The following is a 13,816-nucleotide window of genomic DNA, read 5'->3' as shown; positions in this document are numbered from 1 at the left end:
CGGGAGAGGGAGCCCGTTCGGGGCTGAAGGGCGCCCCCCACCTCTATTCCGGCCCGCTCTATGCCGGGCTCACCGTCGGCATTCTCGGCGGGTCGTTCAACCCGGCCCATGCCGGGCACCGGCACATCAGCCTGTTCGCGCTGAAGGCGCTCGGCCTCGACCGCGTCTGGTGGATGGTCAGCCCGCAGAACCCGCTGAAGTCGGCATCCGGCATGGCCTCCCTGGCCGAACGGCTGGCGGAGGCGCGTTTGGTCGCCGCCCATCCGCGGATCGAGGTGACGGCGATCGAGACGGCGCTCGGCACCCGCTTCACCGCCGATACGCTGGCCAAGCTTCAGCGCCGCTTCCCGAAAACGCGGTTCGTCTGGTTGATGGGGGCGGACAATCTGCGACAAATTCCGCGCTGGAAGCTTTGGACACGAATCTTCGACTCGGTGGCCGTTGCGGTTTTCGCCCGCCCCACCTATTCTCTTAGTGCGCTGAGCGGCAAGGCCGCCCATCGCTTCACCCGTCGACGGGTGTCCGTGTCGGGGGTAAAAGGGCTGGCGCGCCGCAGGCGGCCGGCCTGGGCGTTCTTACGCAACCCCCTGCATCCGGCCTCGGCGACGGCGATCCGGCAGGCACGGGCCGCCGGGTCGTGAAACCGTTGCAAGAGGTTGGAGCCATCACCACGCACACCGAAACGGCCGCGACCGCTCCGCGGCCAGCCGCCGTTCCCCAGATCCTGGAACCGCAGGACCTGAAGGCGCTCATTCAGGCGTCGCTGGACGCCGATCAGGCGGATGACGTCACCGTCATCGATCTCGCCGGGAAAACCACCTTCGCCGATTACATGATCGTGGCGTCGGGCCGCAACACGCGGCACATCGCCGCCATGGCGGTGAAGCTGGCCGACAAGCTGAAGCAGGCCGGCGTCCGCGGCGTCGAGATGGAAGGCCTGACCCAGTGCGACTGGGTGCTGGTCGATGCCGGCGACGTGATCGTCCACCTGTTCAAGCCGGAAGTCCGGACCTTCTACAACATCGAGAAGATGTGGGGCCTGGACCTGCCGACGCCGTCGGGCACGGCGCGGCTGAGCGCCTGACGGGCAGGAGGCGGAGGGCCGCATCATGCGTTTGTGGCTCGCCGCCGTCGGGCGGTCGCGGGGCGGACCGACCCGTGACCTGTTCGACGAGTATGTCGGCCGGCTCAGCTGGCCCTTTACCCTGAAGGAGGTCGAGGTGAAGAAACGCCTCTCCTCCGACGAACTCAAGCGGCAGGAGGCGGAGCTGCTGCTCGCCGCCGTGCCGGCCGGCGCCATAGTCGTGGCGCTGGACGAACGCGGCAAGGCGCTTCCCAGCGAGACCTTCGCCGCCAAGATCGGCGACTGGCGCGACCGTGGCGCCGGTGACCTCGCCTTCCTGATCGGCGGTGCCGACGGCCATGGCGACGCGGTGCGCGCGCGAGCCGATTTCCTGCTCGCCTTCGGGCCGATGACCTGGCCCCACATGCTGGTGCGCGGCATGCTTGCGGAGCAACTCTATCGCGCCCAACAAATTCTTGCCGGCCACCCCTATCACAGATCCTGATACCGAGCGTCGCATCCGGCGCGCGGAAAAGCGCCGGAGCGGAAGAACACGAAACTCCGAGACCACAACCTTTCGAGAAAGGTAAGCGCGATGACCGAGACCAACCGACCCCGCCCCGTCGTCCTGTGCATCCTGGACGGCTGGGGCTATCGCGAGGAGCGGTCCGACAACGCGATTGCGCTGGGCGAGACCCCGAACTGGGACCGCCTGTGGTCGGCCGAGCCGACGGCCTTCCTCGACGCCAGCGAGGAGGAGGTCGGCCTGCCGAAGGGGCAGATGGGCAACTCGGAGGTCGGTCACATGAATCTCGGCGCCGGCCGGGTCGTGATGCAGGACCTCGTCATGATCGACCATGCCATCGTCCAGGGCGATCTGGAGCGCAACCCGGCGCTGAACGATCTGGTCAAGGCGATGCACAAGACCGGCGGGCGCGTCCATCTGATGGGGCTGCTGTCGCCGGGCGGCGTCCATTCGCACCAGGATCACATCGCGGCCCTGGCCGGCGTGCTGTCGCGCGAGGGCGTGCCGGTGGCCGTCCACGCCTTCACCGACGGCCGAGACGTGCCGCCGCAGAGCGCCAAGGATCAGGTGGCCGAGTTCATGGCCGACGTCTTCGAGCTTCCGGGCGTCGAGGTCGCGACCGTCATTGGCCGCTATTACGCCATGGACCGCGACAAGCGCTGGGACCGCGTCGCCAAGGCCTATGCCGCGATGACCAAGGCGGAGGGCGAGCGCGCCGCCGACCCGATCCAGGCGATCGAGCAGAGCTATGCCGCCGACAAGCATGACGAGTTCATCCTGCCGACGGTGATCGGCGACTATGCCGGCATGAAGGACGGCGACGCCATCCTGATGGCGAATTTCCGCGCCGACCGCGCCCGCGAGATCCTGGCCGCCTATGTCGACAAGGATTTCGACGGTTTCCCGGTGGATGGCGCGCCGAAGCTGGCCGCCGCCGTCGGCATGGTCGAATACTCGTCGTCGCTGGCGAAGCTGATGACCACCATCTTTCCGCCGAAATCCCTGACCAAAGTGCTTGGCGAGGTGGTTTCCGAGGCCGGAATGAAGCAGCTGCGCATCGCCGAGACGGAGAAGTACCCCCACGTCACCTTCTTCTTCAACGGTGGCGAGGAGCGGGTGTATGAGGGCGAGGATCGCATCCTGGTGCCGTCGCCGAAGGTTGCCACCTATGACCTGCAGCCGGAGATGTCGGCTTCGGAAGTGACCGACAAGCTGGTCGGCGCCATCGATTCCGGCAAGTACGACCTGGTCGTCGTCAATTTCGCCAACCCCGACATGGTCGGCCACAGCGGCATGCTCGACGCCGCCATCAAGGCGGTCCAGGCGGTCGATGCCAGCCTGGGCCAGGTGGAGGCCGCGGTGCGCCGCGCCGGCGGCACCATGCTGGTCACCGCCGACCACGGCAACTGCGAGCTGATGAAGGACCCGGAGACCGGCGGTCCGCACACCGCCCACACGCTGGACAAGGTGCCGCTGGTCCTGGTCAACGGCCCGGCCGGTGCCCGCATCGAGAGCGGCCGTCTGGCCGACATCGCCCCGACGCTGCTCGACCTGCTGGGCCTGCCCAAGCCGGCCGAGATGACCGGCCGCAACCTGCTGGTCCGCAGCGCCGCCCGCGCGGCGGCGGAGTAACGGATGGCGCCCGTCCCCTTTGTCCTTGATGCCCCCTCTCCCCCCGGGGAGAGGGTCGGGGTGAGGGGGCGCGTGGCGCGGAGTTGCAAGAAGCGCGGCGCTTGGTCCTGAATCTCGATTCACATCCTGCGACGCATCCCCCTCACCCAGCCCTCTCCCCGGGGGGCAGAGGGTATCAGGAGCGGGAGAGGGTATCCTCGCCGGCTTCGTCGTCATCGCCGGGCTGATCCTCGCCCAGCCGGCCAACGCCCAAACCGAAGCGCCGAAGGACACGCTGAAGCGCGTCGAGCAGCAGCTTCAGACCGGCAAACAGCGCCAGCAGCAGCTGGAACGCCAGTCCCAGGCCCTGCAGTCCGAACTCGACGACCTGCGTGGCCGGCTGATCGCGCTGGCCGATCAGGCGCGCGGACAGGAACAGGCGCTCGACCAGTTGGAGGAGACGCTCACCGCACTGGAGGCGGAGGAGCGCGAGCGGTCCGCCGGGCTCGACAACGAACGTCAGCAGATCGCCACCCTGCTGGCCGCCCTGCAGCGGCTGGCCCGCATCCCGCCGGAAGCGGCACTGGCCCGGCCGGAAAGCCCGGTGGACACCCTGCGCTCCGCCCTGCTGCTGCGCGACGCGGTGCCGGCCCTGAAGGCGCGGGCCGATGCGCTGTCGCAGGCGCTGACCGCGCTGGCCGACACCCGCGGCAAGCTGGTGGACCAGCGCTCCAAGGCGCTGGCGGCGCGCGTGGCGCTGGCCGAGAAGCAGGGCGAGATGAACCGCCTGATCGCCCGGCGCGAGGAACTGTCGCGCCAGACCGAGGAGGAGCGCGTCCAGGTCGGCCAGCGCATGGCGGAGCTGTCGGGCCAAGCCACCGATCTGCGCCAGCTGATGGAGCAGATCGAGGCCGAACGCCGCGCCGCCATCGAGGCCGCCGCCCGCCGCGAGGCCGAACGGCGCGAGGCGGAGCGCCGGGAAGCGGCCAAGCGCGAAGCGGAAAAGCGCGAGGCCGAACGCCGTCTCGCCGCCCAGAAGGAAGCCGAGCGCAAGGAGGCCGAACGCAAGCTGGCCGAACTGCGCGCCGCTGAGCAGAAGATCGCCGAACAGAAGGCCGCCGAGGAAAAGCGCGCGAAGGACGAAGCCGCCAGGGAAGCGGCGCGCGAGCGCGAACTGGCCGCGAAGTCTCCGGATGGTCCGCCGGCGGTCGCCGGCATGGTGCTGCCCGCAGCCGGCAAGCTGACCACCCGCTTCGGCGAGGCCGACCGCTTTGGTGCCACCAGCCGCGGCGTGACGGTCCAGACCAGGGGCGGAGCCGCCGTGGTGGCGCCGCGCGGCGGCACGATCGTGTTCGCCGGGCCGTTCAAGGGCTATGGCCTCATCTTGATCGTGGAACACGGCAACGGATATCATAGTTTGATTGCGGGTTTGGGCCGGATCGACACGGCTGTCGGGCGTAAGGTGGCCGGCGGGGAACCGCTGGCGGTCATGCCGCCGGATGGCAATCCGGATCTCTATTTCGAGCTGCGACGAAACGGCCAGCCGATCAACCCGCAACGCGGGTTCGGCGCCCCGGAGGGGAAAGGACAAGGGTAGATGAGGATGATCAAGCGCGCCGCCACGGCGGCTGCTCTGGTGTTTCTGGGCGCCGGCGTCGCCACCGTCACCGCTCAGTCCAGCAATTCGTCGGACACCTACCGGCAGCTGAACCTGTTCGGCGACGTCTTCGAGCGCGTCCGCGCCGAATATGTCGAGCAGGTCACCGACGAACAGCTGATCGAATCGGCGATCAACGGGATGCTGACCTCGCTCGACCCGCATTCGAGCTATCTGAACAAGAAAAGCTTCCAGGACATGCAGGTCCAGACCCGCGGCGAGTTCGGCGGGCTGGGCATCGAGGTGACGATGGAGAACGGCCTGGTGAAGGTCGTGTCGCCCATCGACGACACCCCGGCCTTCCGCGCCGGCCTGCAGCCGGGCGACCTGATCGTCCAGCTGAACGGCGAGGCGGTGATGGGCCTCAGCCTGAACGAGGCGGTGGAGAAGATGCGCGGCCCCGTCGGCAGCGAGTTGAAGGTCACCGTCCGCCGCGGCGAGGCGGGAGAGCCCTTCACCGTGTCGCTGACCCGCGCCGTCATCAAGGTGCAGTCGGTCCGCTACCGCGCCGAAGGCGACATCGGATACATCCGCGTCACCAGCTTCAACGAGCAGACGCAGAGCGGGCTGGAGAAGGCGATCTCCTCGCTGCAGCAGCAGCTGGGCGACAAGCTGAAGGGCTTCGTGCTCGACCTGCGCAACAATCCGGGCGGCCTGCTCGACCAGGCGGTGTCGGTGTCCGATACCTTCCTGGACAAGGGCGAGATCGTGTCGACCCGCGGCCGCCGCGCCGAGGAGGGCACCCGCTTCAACGCCAAGCCGGGCGACCTGATCAAGAACCTGCCGATGGTGGTGCTGATCAACGGCGGCTCGGCCTCGGCCTCGGAAATCGTCGCCGGCGCGCTGCAGGACCACAAGCGCGCCATTGTAATGGGCACCCAGAGCTTCGGCAAGGGATCGGTCCAGACCATCATCCCGCTGCCCGGCCACGGCGCCATGCGGCTGACCACGGCGCGCTACTACACGCCGTCGGGCCGGTCGATCCAGCAGCTGGGCATCACCCCGGACATCGAGGTGCATGTCGCCAGGGTGGAGGATCTGGACAAGAACGTCGTCCGCCGCCGCGAATCCGACCTGAAGGGCGCGCTGGTCAACCCCGACGCCAACAAGGCGCCGCGTCCGGCCACCACCAACCCGGCCGCGCCGGGGACTCCGGCCGCTCCCAATCCGGGGGCTCCCGCACCGGGTCCGGGTGCCGGTACGCCTCCGGCCACTCCCGGTGCCGCGCCCGCCGCTCCCGCGCCGGGTGCCGCGCCGACCGACGGTGCCGCGGCGGAGGGGGCCGAGCCGCCCTTCGACTTCCAGCTCGCCCGCGCGCTGGATCTGCTGCGCGGCGTCGCCCTGTTCCAGCAGCGCGCCGCGGCGCGCTGACCGGAGCTGATAACGGTGAAGGCTCCCGCTCTGCTCGGTCGTCTGCGGTTCGATGTCCGGGGCCTGCGCCCCGGACTCGGCTGGCTGCACCGCCTCCGCGGCGGGGCGGGGTCCCGCAAGCCGCTGTCCAAGCCCCTGCTGGGTGCCGTCGCCCTGGTGGCGGTCGCCTGTGCCGGGCTGGGCGGCTGGCTGGCATTGAACGCCGACGCGACGCGGGAGGCTTGGCAGGCTTCCATACCCTCGGCCACGGTCGCGGTCGCCCCGCTGCCGCCGCCACCGAAGCCGGAGGCGAAGGCCACGGCAGCGGCGGCCCCGCTGCCGACCGATGCGGCTCCGTTGCCCCTGCCGGGCGTCCCGGCGGCGGCGGTGACGCTGGTCCCGGCGCCGGTGCCGGGACTGGTGGAGGACAGCCGCAGCGGCCCGCTGCCGCGCATCGCCCAGGACGGGCGCAAGCCCTGGCAGGTCTATGCCCGGCCCTTCCCGGCGACCGACAAGCGTCCGCGCGTCGCCATCGTCATGTCCGATCTCGGCCTCAGCGGCGTCACCACCGGCAATGCGCTGGCGAAGCTGCCGCCCGGCATCACGCTGGCCTTCCTGCCCTATGCCGAGCGGCTGGACGACTGGGTCGAGCGGGCGCGCACCAAGGGTCACGAGGTGATGCTGTCGGTGCCGATGGAGCCGCTGAACTACCCGCGCGACGATCCCGGCCCGAATGCGCTGCTGACCATGCTCGGCCCCGACCGCAATGTGGAGCGGCTGGAATGGTCGCTGGGCAAGGCGGTCGGCTATGTCGGCATAACCAGCACCAGCGGCAGCAAATTCACCGCGAATCCGGCGGCGATGCAGCCGGTTGTCGATGCGCTGAAGGCGCGCGGCCTGCTGCTGGTCGATGCCCGGGTCAATCCGAAGAGCGTCGCCGGTCCGCTCGCCACCCTGGCGGGCGTGCCGCGGGCGCTGGGCGACCGCATCATCGACCGCGACCTGTCGCGCGGCGCCATCGACGACCAGCTGCGTGAGTTGGAGGAGCTTGCCAGGACGAACGGTGCCGCCGTCGGCTTTGCCTCCCCCTATCCGACGACGATAGAGCGGCTGAACCTGTGGATGACCGCGCTGGCTGACCGCGGCATCGCGCTGGCCCCGGTATCGGCGGTGGTCAACATTCAGAAATAGCGATCAGGGGGAAGCGCCGTTCGCCGGCTTCCCCCTATCGTTCACCCACAAAGCGGTTATTCACCCGCAAAGCGCGTCCCAATCCAGCGCCGCCGGGTCCTCCACCAGATGGTCGACGGTGTCGAACACCACGGCGGGGTGCTGGGGCCAGGCGATGGTCAGCATGCCGGCGGCCTTGGCGCTGCGGGCGCCGGTGGGGCTGTCCTCGATCACCGCACAGGCTTCCGGCGGCAATCCCAGCATCTTCGCCGCGAGCAGATAGGGCTCCGGATGGGGCTTGCCGTTGGTGACGTCCTCGCGGGCGACGCTGAAGCGGAAATGCGGGATCGACATGGCGCGCATGTTGGCGTCGACGATCATCCGCCCGCCGTTCGACACGCAGGCCTGCGCCAGCCCGCGGGCGGCGAAGGCCTCCACCAGGGCGAAGGCGCCCTCGCGCGGGCGGACCCGATGGACGCTGGCGACATACTGCGCGTTGATCTCGTCGGCCCAGGCGTGCAGGTCGATGGGGAAGGGGCGGCGGGCGTGCAGGGCGGCGTAGATTTCGCGGAAGGACACGCCGAGCATGGCGTGGCATTCCTCGTCGCTCAGCTCATGGCCATAGCCGCGGCAGACATCGACGGTGATCTGCTGGTGCCAGGGCTCGCTGTCCATCAGCGTGCCGTCGATGTCCCACAGGACGGCCCGGATCGGGGTGCGGATCGGGCCGGTCATCGCACCACCAGATCGTCGCGGTGAATCATCTCGTCACGCCCCTGATAGCCCAGGATCTCCGGGATCTCGGTGCTCTTGTGGCGCAGGATCTTGCGGGCGTCGTCGGCGCTGTAGGCGACGAGGCCGCGGGCGACCTCGCGCCCCTCCTGCGTGCGGACGATCACCACGTCGCCGCGGTCGAAATCGCCCTGCACGGCGGTGACGCCGGCCGGCAGCAGGCTGGCGCCGTGGGACAGGGCGCGCAGGGCGCCGTCATCGACCACCAGCACGCCGGTGGCATTCACATGGCCGGCGATCCAGGCTTTGCGGGCGCTGGTCGGCTCGGCCGACGGCAGGAACCAGGTGCAGAGCGCGCCGCCATCCTCCGGCCGCCGTTCCAGCGCCGCCAGTGGGTTCATGCGCTTGCCCTTGGCGATGACCATGCGGCAGCCGGCCGACAGGGCAACGCGCGCGGCGGCGATCTTGGTCACCATGCCGCCGCTGCTGTAGCCGGGCGGCGGCTCGCCGGCCATGCCCTCGATCTCCGGCGTCAGTTCGCGCACGGTGGGGATGTGGCGGGCGTCCGGGTCCTTGCGCGGGTCGGCGGTGTAGAGGCCGTCGATGTCCGACAGCAGGACCAGCGTGTCGGCGCTGACCATCTGCGCCACGCGGGCGGCCAGCCGGTCGTTGTCGCCGAAACGGATTTCGGCGGTGGCGACCGTGTCGTTCTCGTTGATGACGGGAACGGCGCCCAGCTTCAGCAGCGTGTCGATGGTGTTGCGGGCGTTCAGGTGGCGCCGCCGCTCCTCCGTGTCCTCCAGCGTCACAAGGACCTGGGCGACGGTGACGTCGTGGCGGGCCAGCGTCTCCTGATAGGCGTGGGCGAGGCGGATCTGGCCGGTGGCGGCGGCGGCCTGCTTCTCCTCCAGCTTCAGCGCCCGGCCGACGAGGCCGAGATGCTCGCGTCCGCAGGCGACGGCGCCGGAGGTGACGATCACCACCTCCTGTCCCCGCCTGCGGCAGGCGGCGACGTCGTCGGCCAGCGCGTCGAGCCAGTCCCGGCGGATTTGCCGGGTTTCCCCATCGACCAGAAGGGCCGAGCCGATCTTCACGACCAGCCGGCGGGATTCGAGAAGGGTAGGGGCGTCAAGCGCCATGGCGGGAGGTTCCGTCCGTATCGTCGTCCGAGCCGTCCTCTTCGCCCTCCGGCTCCTCTCCGTCAAGGGCTTCGTCCGAGTCGCCGTCCAGCTCTTCGCCGTCTTCCAGGGCGCCTTCTTCGAGGTCGTCCTCCTCGAAGTCCTCGTCCTCAAGGGCGCCAACCTCGCCACCGACCCATTCGCCGGTCTCGTCGTCCCACTGCATTTCGCCGTCGTCGGGCAGTTTCTGACCGACCGGCGGGCGCGGGATGGAGCGAGTTGCGGGGGCGTTGATGACCTCGGGCTCTTCCGCCTTCGATTCCTTGATGACCGTCAGCAGCCGGTACAGAACCTGCTTCACGCCATCGCCGGTGACGCCGGACAGCACCATCACCTCGGCGCCCGAGGCTTCCTCCAGCGCCTTCTTCTTCTCCTCGATCTCTTCGTCCAGCAGGGCGTCGGACTTGTTCAGCCCGATGACCTCCGGCTTGTCGGCGAGGTTGCCGCCATAGGCCTGCAGCTCGTTCCGGATCGTGCGGTAGGAGGCGACGACGTCGTCGGCCGTGCCGTCGATCAGGTGCAGCAGGATGCGCGAGCGTTCGACATGGCCGAGGAAGCGGTCGCCCAGCCCATGGCCCTCGTGCGCGCCCTCGATCAGGCCGGGGATGTCGGCGATGACGAACTCCTCATCACCGGCGCGGACGACGCCCAGGTTGGGAGCCAGGGTGGTGAAGGGGTAATCGGCGATCTTCGGCTTGGCCGCGGTGGTCGCCGCCAGGAAGGTCGACTTTCCCGCATTGGGCAGTCCCAGCAACCCGGCATCGGCGATCAGCTTCAGCCGCAGCCACACCCACTGCTCCTGCCCCGGCCAGCCGGGATGGAACTTGCGCGGCGCCCGGTTGGTCGGCGTCTTGAAATGCGCGTTGCCATGCCCGCCGTCGCCGCCGCGCAGGAAGACGCGGCGCTGGCCGGCCTCGGTCAGGTCGCACAGAACCGTTTCCTGATTCTCGTCGAGGATCTGGGTTCCGACCGGCACGCGCAGGACGACATCCTCGCCGCGAGCGCCGTTGCGGTTGCTGCCCATGCCGTGATGGCCGCGCTGCGCCTTGAAGTGCTGCTTGTAGCGGTAGTCGATCAGCGTGTTCAGGCCGTCCGCCGCCTCGATGATCACGTCCCCGCCCCGGCCGCCGTCGCCGCCGTCCGGACCGCCGAACTCGATGAACTTCTCGCGCCGGAACGCCACGGCGCCGGGGCCGCCGTCACCGCTCTTCAAGAAGACCTTGGCTTGATCGAGAAACTTCATCGGAGGACCTTGCCCGTAAACGGAAGGGAAACCGGCAGCGGGACGGTACCGGACTCAAAACGAAAATCGGGGAGCCGGTCGCCCGGTCCCCCGATCTTATCCCACAAGCGTGCAGGCCTGCGACACAGGCCGCGCAACGACCTTAATGGTTACTCGGCAGCGACGGCCGGAACCTGATCGTTGGCCGGAACGACGTTCACGAAAGTGCGGCCGTTCGAGCTGTGCTTGAAGTAAACCTGGCCGTCGGCCATCGCGAACAGGGTGTGGTCGCGGCCGATGCCGACATTCTCGCCCGGGTGGAACTTCGTGCCACGCTGACGGACGATGATGTTGCCGGAGATGACGTTCTCGCCACCGAAACGCTTCACGCCGAGACGGCGGCCGGCGGAGTCACGGCCGTTGCGGGACGAGCCGCCTGCCTTTTTGTGTGCCATGGGGTGTTGCTCCTAAACTGAAGATGCGCCTGGAAGCCCGACCGGAGGACCCGGATCAGGCCGCGCCGTTGATGCCGGTGATGCGCAGGACGGTCAGGTCCTGGCGGTGGCCGTTCTTGCGGCGGTAGTTCTGGCGGCGCTTCTTCTTGAAGACGATGATCTTCGGGCCGCGATCCTGGGCGACGACCTCGGCGACGACCGAGGCGCCGGCCACGGTCGGGGTGCCGATGGTGGTGTTGCCTGCGTCGCCGACCATCAGCACGTCATCGAGCGTGATGGAGGCGCCAGCATCGGCCTCGAGCTTCTCAACACGGATCACGTCGCCATTGGCGACCTTGTACTGCTTGCCGCCGGTGCGGATCACTGCAAACATTGTCGTCACTGCCTATGTCAAAACAAACGGCGGGCTTCTCGCCCACCGTTCGATGCGCAAGCCCGTTCATGGGAGCGACGATCTATACTCAGGAGGGGCTGAGAGTCAACAGGGATGCGGCCCAACGCGCTCGCATTTTTCTGCAAAAAAGGCTTGCACGGCCGAAAGCGTTTATATAGGTTCCGCCCACCCCGCCAAACGGGGCAGCGGATGGGTGGCAGAGCGGTTGAATGCACCGCACTCGAAATGCGGCATACCCTCACGGGTATCGGGAGTTCGAATCTCCCCCCATCCGCCACTCTCTCTTCTGAGAGAGAAAATTGCGAAGCGCCAGCCGGACCGGCTAGGCGCTTTTTTCTTGTCCCGATGCCGCCTCGGCCGGACGAGCTTCCCCTTTTTCGCCGCGTGCCCACGCTGCCCGTTCCCCCCGCTGGTTTGTTGGTCATGTCATCGCCAGCGACCGCAGGGGTGCCGCCATGAACACGCTCAGCCGCCACGATGGATGCCTGCGCTTCTCCTATGTGGCCGAGGGCGGCTTGCGGGTGGAGGGCATCCACGACCCGGCGGAACAGGTGCTGATCCTGACGGTCAAGGCGCCGCAGGGGCGGGTGATTCATATGGATGCGATTCCCTGCGATGATCCCCGTGTCATCCTGGCGGCACTTCGCGAATGGGGCGAGCCGCCGGAGGAGGTGCGCGACGCGCTGCCGGCGCTGGGCGGGAACGCGATCCTGCTGGAGACGCGGATCGGCGATTCGGTGCGAGCCTCGGTCCGCCGCCACGGCATGAAGGTGGAGGTCGTCTTCATCGATGCCGACGGCCGGCGGGTGGCGGAACTGCGGGCCGGCAGTCTCGAAGCGCTGGACGCCAAGGCCGGCGGGTTGCTGCGCCTGTCGCAGCGCACGCGCGCGGTGCTCAGCGCCTGGCTGTCGGCCGAGCCGCTGTGGCTGGCGGCATTCCTGCTGGGCGGGCCGTTCCTGGGGGCTTTGCTGGTCGTCTTCGGGGCGCAGGTGCCGCCGGAAGAGGTGCTGGTCACCGCCTATGCCGGAGCGGCCGGGCTGGTCGCCGTCTATGAGCTGCTGCGCGCCGGCTATGCGGAGTGGGTGCTGGCGCCGCCGGACAGCTTTCCGCGCGCCTGATCGGTGGCGGCGGCAAGGAAACGGCGCCCCGGAGGATCCGGGGCGCCGTTCTCATGTCCGCGTCACGCGCGGACGGACCGTGTCGGAGCGTCAGGCCGCCTGCTGGGTCAGGGCGGGGGCCGGAGCGGGCGCCTCGACCTCCACCGTGCCGCTGCCGGCGGCGGTGACGATCGGAATGCTCCGCGGCTTCATCGCTTCGGGTACCTCGCGCGCCAGCTCGATGTGCAGAAGGCCATTCAGAAGAGACGCGCTGGTCACCTTGATGAAATCGGCCAACTGAAAGCGGCGCTCGAACGCGCGGCCGGCGATACCCCGGTAGAGGAATTGGCCGGTCGGCTCGTCCTTCTTAGCTTTACCCGTGACGGTCAACGAGTTCTGGTGAGCGACGATGTTGAGGTCATCGATACCGAAACCGGCGACTGCCATGGTGATCCGGTACGAATCCTCGCTCAGCTTTTCGATGTTGTAGGGCGGATAGGATGCCGCCTCGTCACCGGTGGTCGCGGTCTCCAGCAGACGCGACAGGCGGTCGAAACCGACGGTGGAACGGAACAGCGGCGAAAGGTCGTAGCTGCGCATGACATATCCTCCGAAAGAGCGATACGGCCGTCGAGGACCACGGCTTGGTCGGTCCTCTAACGGGTGGGTTGGCGGCGGACCCCTGATGGGCATCCGCCTGACGAGCGAGAGATAATCGACGCTTTTTCCTGTTCAAGAGGGCGGACCTACGAACTCCGGTCAAAACCCGCCTGGGGTTGCCGGTCACCGCCCGGTCACCAATTGTTAATCAGTTGCGGCAAGGCTCACGCTAGGGCCGTAAGTCCGCGGGAGGGGGCCGACGACCATGACTTCGCATACCTTCTTCTTCAACGGTCCCTACGACGAGACCATGGCCCTCTTGATCGAGGCGCGGAATTACATCGCCTATCATGACGCAGCCGAACACCGGAAGCTGCCGCCGCAGGTCCGTCTGCAGATTTCCTACGAGTCGATGCGCGTCACCAGCCGCCTGACCCAGGTTATGGCCTGGCTCCTGGCGCAGAAGGCCGTGCATGCCGGCGAGATGACGAAGGAACAGGCGGCGAGCGAGGATTTCGCGCTGTCCGGCGGCGAGATCTGCTCCGATCCCAGCGGTCCCGACAACGAGGAACTGCCGTCCGGCCTGCGCAGCCTGCTGGAGCGCAGCCACAGCCTTTATATGCGCGTCCACCGGCTCGACGCCATGGTTCGCGCCGATGTGGAGCGCGAGGCGGCTGCAGCGGCGGTGGGGTAAAGAGCCGCCACGACACGCACAAACGAAAAAGGCGTCCGAACGGGTCGGACGCCTTTTTCGCATCGGC

The 13,816-nt window shown here is 68.5% G+C and carries 15 protein-coding genes and 1 tRNA gene; 10 read left to right on the top strand and 6 right to left on the bottom strand.

Annotation, left to right across the window (positions count from 1 at the left end; all coding sequences use genetic code 11):
• The first annotated feature begins 23 nt into the window (after window positions 1-23).
• The 7 genes from AB8P05_RS06440 (at window position 24) to AB8P05_RS06410 (ending at window position 7,398) form a co-directional block, all read left to right on the top strand.
• Complete coding sequence (locus tag AB8P05_RS06440) at window positions 24-641, top strand: nicotinate-nucleotide adenylyltransferase (protein WP_472759316.1); 618 nt, start codon at window positions 24-26, stop codon at window positions 639-641.
• Window positions 638-1,084: a ribosome silencing factor gene (gene rsfS / locus AB8P05_RS06435; RefSeq protein WP_455172408.1), complete on the top strand. Its 447-nt coding sequence runs from the start codon at window positions 638-640 to the stop codon at window positions 1,082-1,084. Before AB8P05_RS06440 ends, rsfS begins: the two co-directional genes overlap by 4 nt.
• A gap of 25 nt (window positions 1,085-1,109) precedes the next feature.
• On the top strand, window positions 1,110-1,568 hold the full coding sequence (gene rlmH / locus AB8P05_RS06430; protein ID WP_174470847.1) for a 23S rRNA (pseudouridine(1915)-N(3))-methyltransferase RlmH: 459 nt from the start codon (window positions 1,110-1,112) through the stop codon (window positions 1,566-1,568).
• A 90-nt stretch (window positions 1,569-1,658) separates the two neighbouring features.
• Entirely contained in the window at window positions 1,659-3,221 is a 1,563-nt protein-coding gene (gene gpmI / locus AB8P05_RS06425) for a 2,3-bisphosphoglycerate-independent phosphoglycerate mutase (RefSeq protein ID WP_472759230.1), read from the top strand.
• Window positions 3,222-3,651: 430 nt separating this feature from the next.
• The gene (locus AB8P05_RS06420) at window positions 3,652-4,797 is read left to right on the top strand and encodes a murein hydrolase activator EnvC family protein (RefSeq protein ID WP_472759229.1); all 1,146 of its coding nucleotides are present in this window, start codon (window positions 3,652-3,654) and stop codon (window positions 4,795-4,797) included.
• Window positions 4,798-6,228, top strand: coding sequence for a S41 family peptidase (locus tag AB8P05_RS06415; protein ID WP_472759228.1), 1,431 nt, complete (start codon window positions 4,798-4,800; stop codon window positions 6,226-6,228).
• A 15-nt stretch (window positions 6,229-6,243) separates the two neighbouring features.
• On the top strand, window positions 6,244-7,398 hold the full coding sequence (locus AB8P05_RS06410; RefSeq protein ID WP_472759227.1) for a divergent polysaccharide deacetylase family protein: 1,155 nt from the start codon (window positions 6,244-6,246) through the stop codon (window positions 7,396-7,398).
• A gap of 60 nt (window positions 7,399-7,458) precedes the next feature.
• On the opposite strand, the gene AB8P05_RS06405 is transcribed toward AB8P05_RS06410, so the two are convergent.
• The 5 genes from AB8P05_RS06405 to rplU form a co-directional block, all read right to left on the bottom strand.
• Window positions 7,459-8,112 (bottom strand): HAD family hydrolase, encoded by a 654-nt coding sequence (locus AB8P05_RS06405; protein WP_472759226.1) that lies wholly within the window; start codon window positions 8,110-8,112, stop codon window positions 7,459-7,461.
• Window positions 8,109-9,248 carry a glutamate 5-kinase gene (gene proB, locus AB8P05_RS06400; protein WP_472759225.1) on the bottom strand — a complete coding sequence of 380 codons (1,140 nt, stop codon included), beginning with the start codon at window positions 9,246-9,248 and terminating at the stop codon, window positions 8,109-8,111. Before proB ends, AB8P05_RS06405 begins: the two co-directional genes overlap by 4 nt.
• Entirely contained in the window at window positions 9,238-10,530 is a 1,293-nt protein-coding gene (obgE, locus tag AB8P05_RS06395; RefSeq protein WP_472759224.1) for a GTPase ObgE, read from the bottom strand. The genes proB and obgE overlap by 11 nt, the downstream gene beginning before the upstream one ends.
• Window positions 10,531-10,679: 149 nt before the next feature.
• Window positions 10,680-10,964, bottom strand: coding sequence for a 50S ribosomal protein L27 (gene rpmA, locus AB8P05_RS06390; RefSeq protein ID WP_111066985.1), 285 nt, complete (start codon window positions 10,962-10,964; stop codon window positions 10,680-10,682).
• Between the two features lie 55 nt (window positions 10,965-11,019).
• On the bottom strand, window positions 11,020-11,337 hold the full coding sequence (rplU, locus tag AB8P05_RS06385) for a 50S ribosomal protein L21 (protein ID WP_012974890.1): 318 nt from the start codon (window positions 11,335-11,337) through the stop codon (window positions 11,020-11,022).
• A gap of 208 nt (window positions 11,338-11,545) precedes the next feature.
• Between rplU and AB8P05_RS06380 the strand changes: the two genes are divergently transcribed.
• Window positions 11,546-11,635 (top strand) — tRNA-Ser (locus AB8P05_RS06380).
• A 178-nt stretch (window positions 11,636-11,813) separates the two neighbouring features.
• Complete coding sequence (locus AB8P05_RS06375; RefSeq protein ID WP_455172400.1) at window positions 11,814-12,476, top strand: hypothetical protein; 663 nt, start codon at window positions 11,814-11,816, stop codon at window positions 12,474-12,476.
• 90 nt (window positions 12,477-12,566) lie between these two features.
• Here the strand turns inward: AB8P05_RS06375 and AB8P05_RS06370 are convergent, their stop codons facing one another.
• Window positions 12,567-13,055 carry an Hsp20 family protein gene (locus tag AB8P05_RS06370; RefSeq protein WP_472759223.1) on the bottom strand — a complete coding sequence of 163 codons (489 nt, stop codon included), beginning with the start codon at window positions 13,053-13,055 and terminating at the stop codon, window positions 12,567-12,569.
• Window positions 13,056-13,320: 265 nt separating this feature from the next.
• On the opposite strand from AB8P05_RS06370, the gene AB8P05_RS06365 reads away from it, so the two are divergent.
• Complete coding sequence (locus tag AB8P05_RS06365) at window positions 13,321-13,749, top strand: DUF1465 family protein (protein WP_455172398.1); 429 nt, start codon at window positions 13,321-13,323, stop codon at window positions 13,747-13,749.
• Window positions 13,750-13,816: the final 67 nt, after the last annotated feature.

It is taken from the genome of Azospirillum sp. VT-I1 (assembly GCF_055698305.1).
This window is presented reverse-complemented; position numbering and strand designations above follow the sequence as displayed.

Excerpts from the sequence above, each read along its gene's own strand:
- AB8P05_RS06365 (WP_455172398.1), top strand. The coding sequence starts at position 13,321 with ATGACTTCGCATACCTTCTTCTTCAACGGTCCCTACGACGAGACCATG.
- rpmA (WP_111066985.1), bottom strand. The coding sequence starts at position 10,964 with ATGGCACACAAAAAGGCAGGCGGCTCGTCCCGCAACGGCCGTGACTCC.
- proB (WP_472759225.1), bottom strand. The coding sequence starts at position 9,248 with ATGGCGCTTGACGCCCCTACCCTTCTCGAATCCCGCCGGCTGGTCGTG.
- AB8P05_RS06415 (WP_472759228.1), top strand. The coding sequence starts at position 4,798 with ATGAGGATGATCAAGCGCGCCGCCACGGCGGCTGCTCTGGTGTTTCTG.
- gpmI (WP_472759230.1), top strand. The coding sequence starts at position 1,659 with ATGACCGAGACCAACCGACCCCGCCCCGTCGTCCTGTGCATCCTGGAC.
- AB8P05_RS06370 (WP_472759223.1), bottom strand. The coding sequence starts at position 13,055 with ATGCGCAGCTACGACCTTTCGCCGCTGTTCCGTTCCACCGTCGGTTTC.
- rplU (WP_012974890.1), bottom strand. The coding sequence starts at position 11,337 with ATGTTTGCAGTGATCCGCACCGGCGGCAAGCAGTACAAGGTCGCCAAT.
- AB8P05_RS06405 (WP_472759226.1), bottom strand. The coding sequence starts at position 8,112 with ATGACCGGCCCGATCCGCACCCCGATCCGGGCCGTCCTGTGGGACATC.
- obgE (WP_472759224.1), bottom strand. The coding sequence starts at position 10,530 with ATGAAGTTTCTCGATCAAGCCAAGGTCTTCTTGAAGAGCGGTGACGGC.
- AB8P05_RS06375 (WP_455172400.1), top strand. The coding sequence starts at position 11,814 with ATGAACACGCTCAGCCGCCACGATGGATGCCTGCGCTTCTCCTATGTG.
- rlmH (WP_174470847.1), top strand. The coding sequence starts at position 1,110 with ATGCGTTTGTGGCTCGCCGCCGTCGGGCGGTCGCGGGGCGGACCGACC.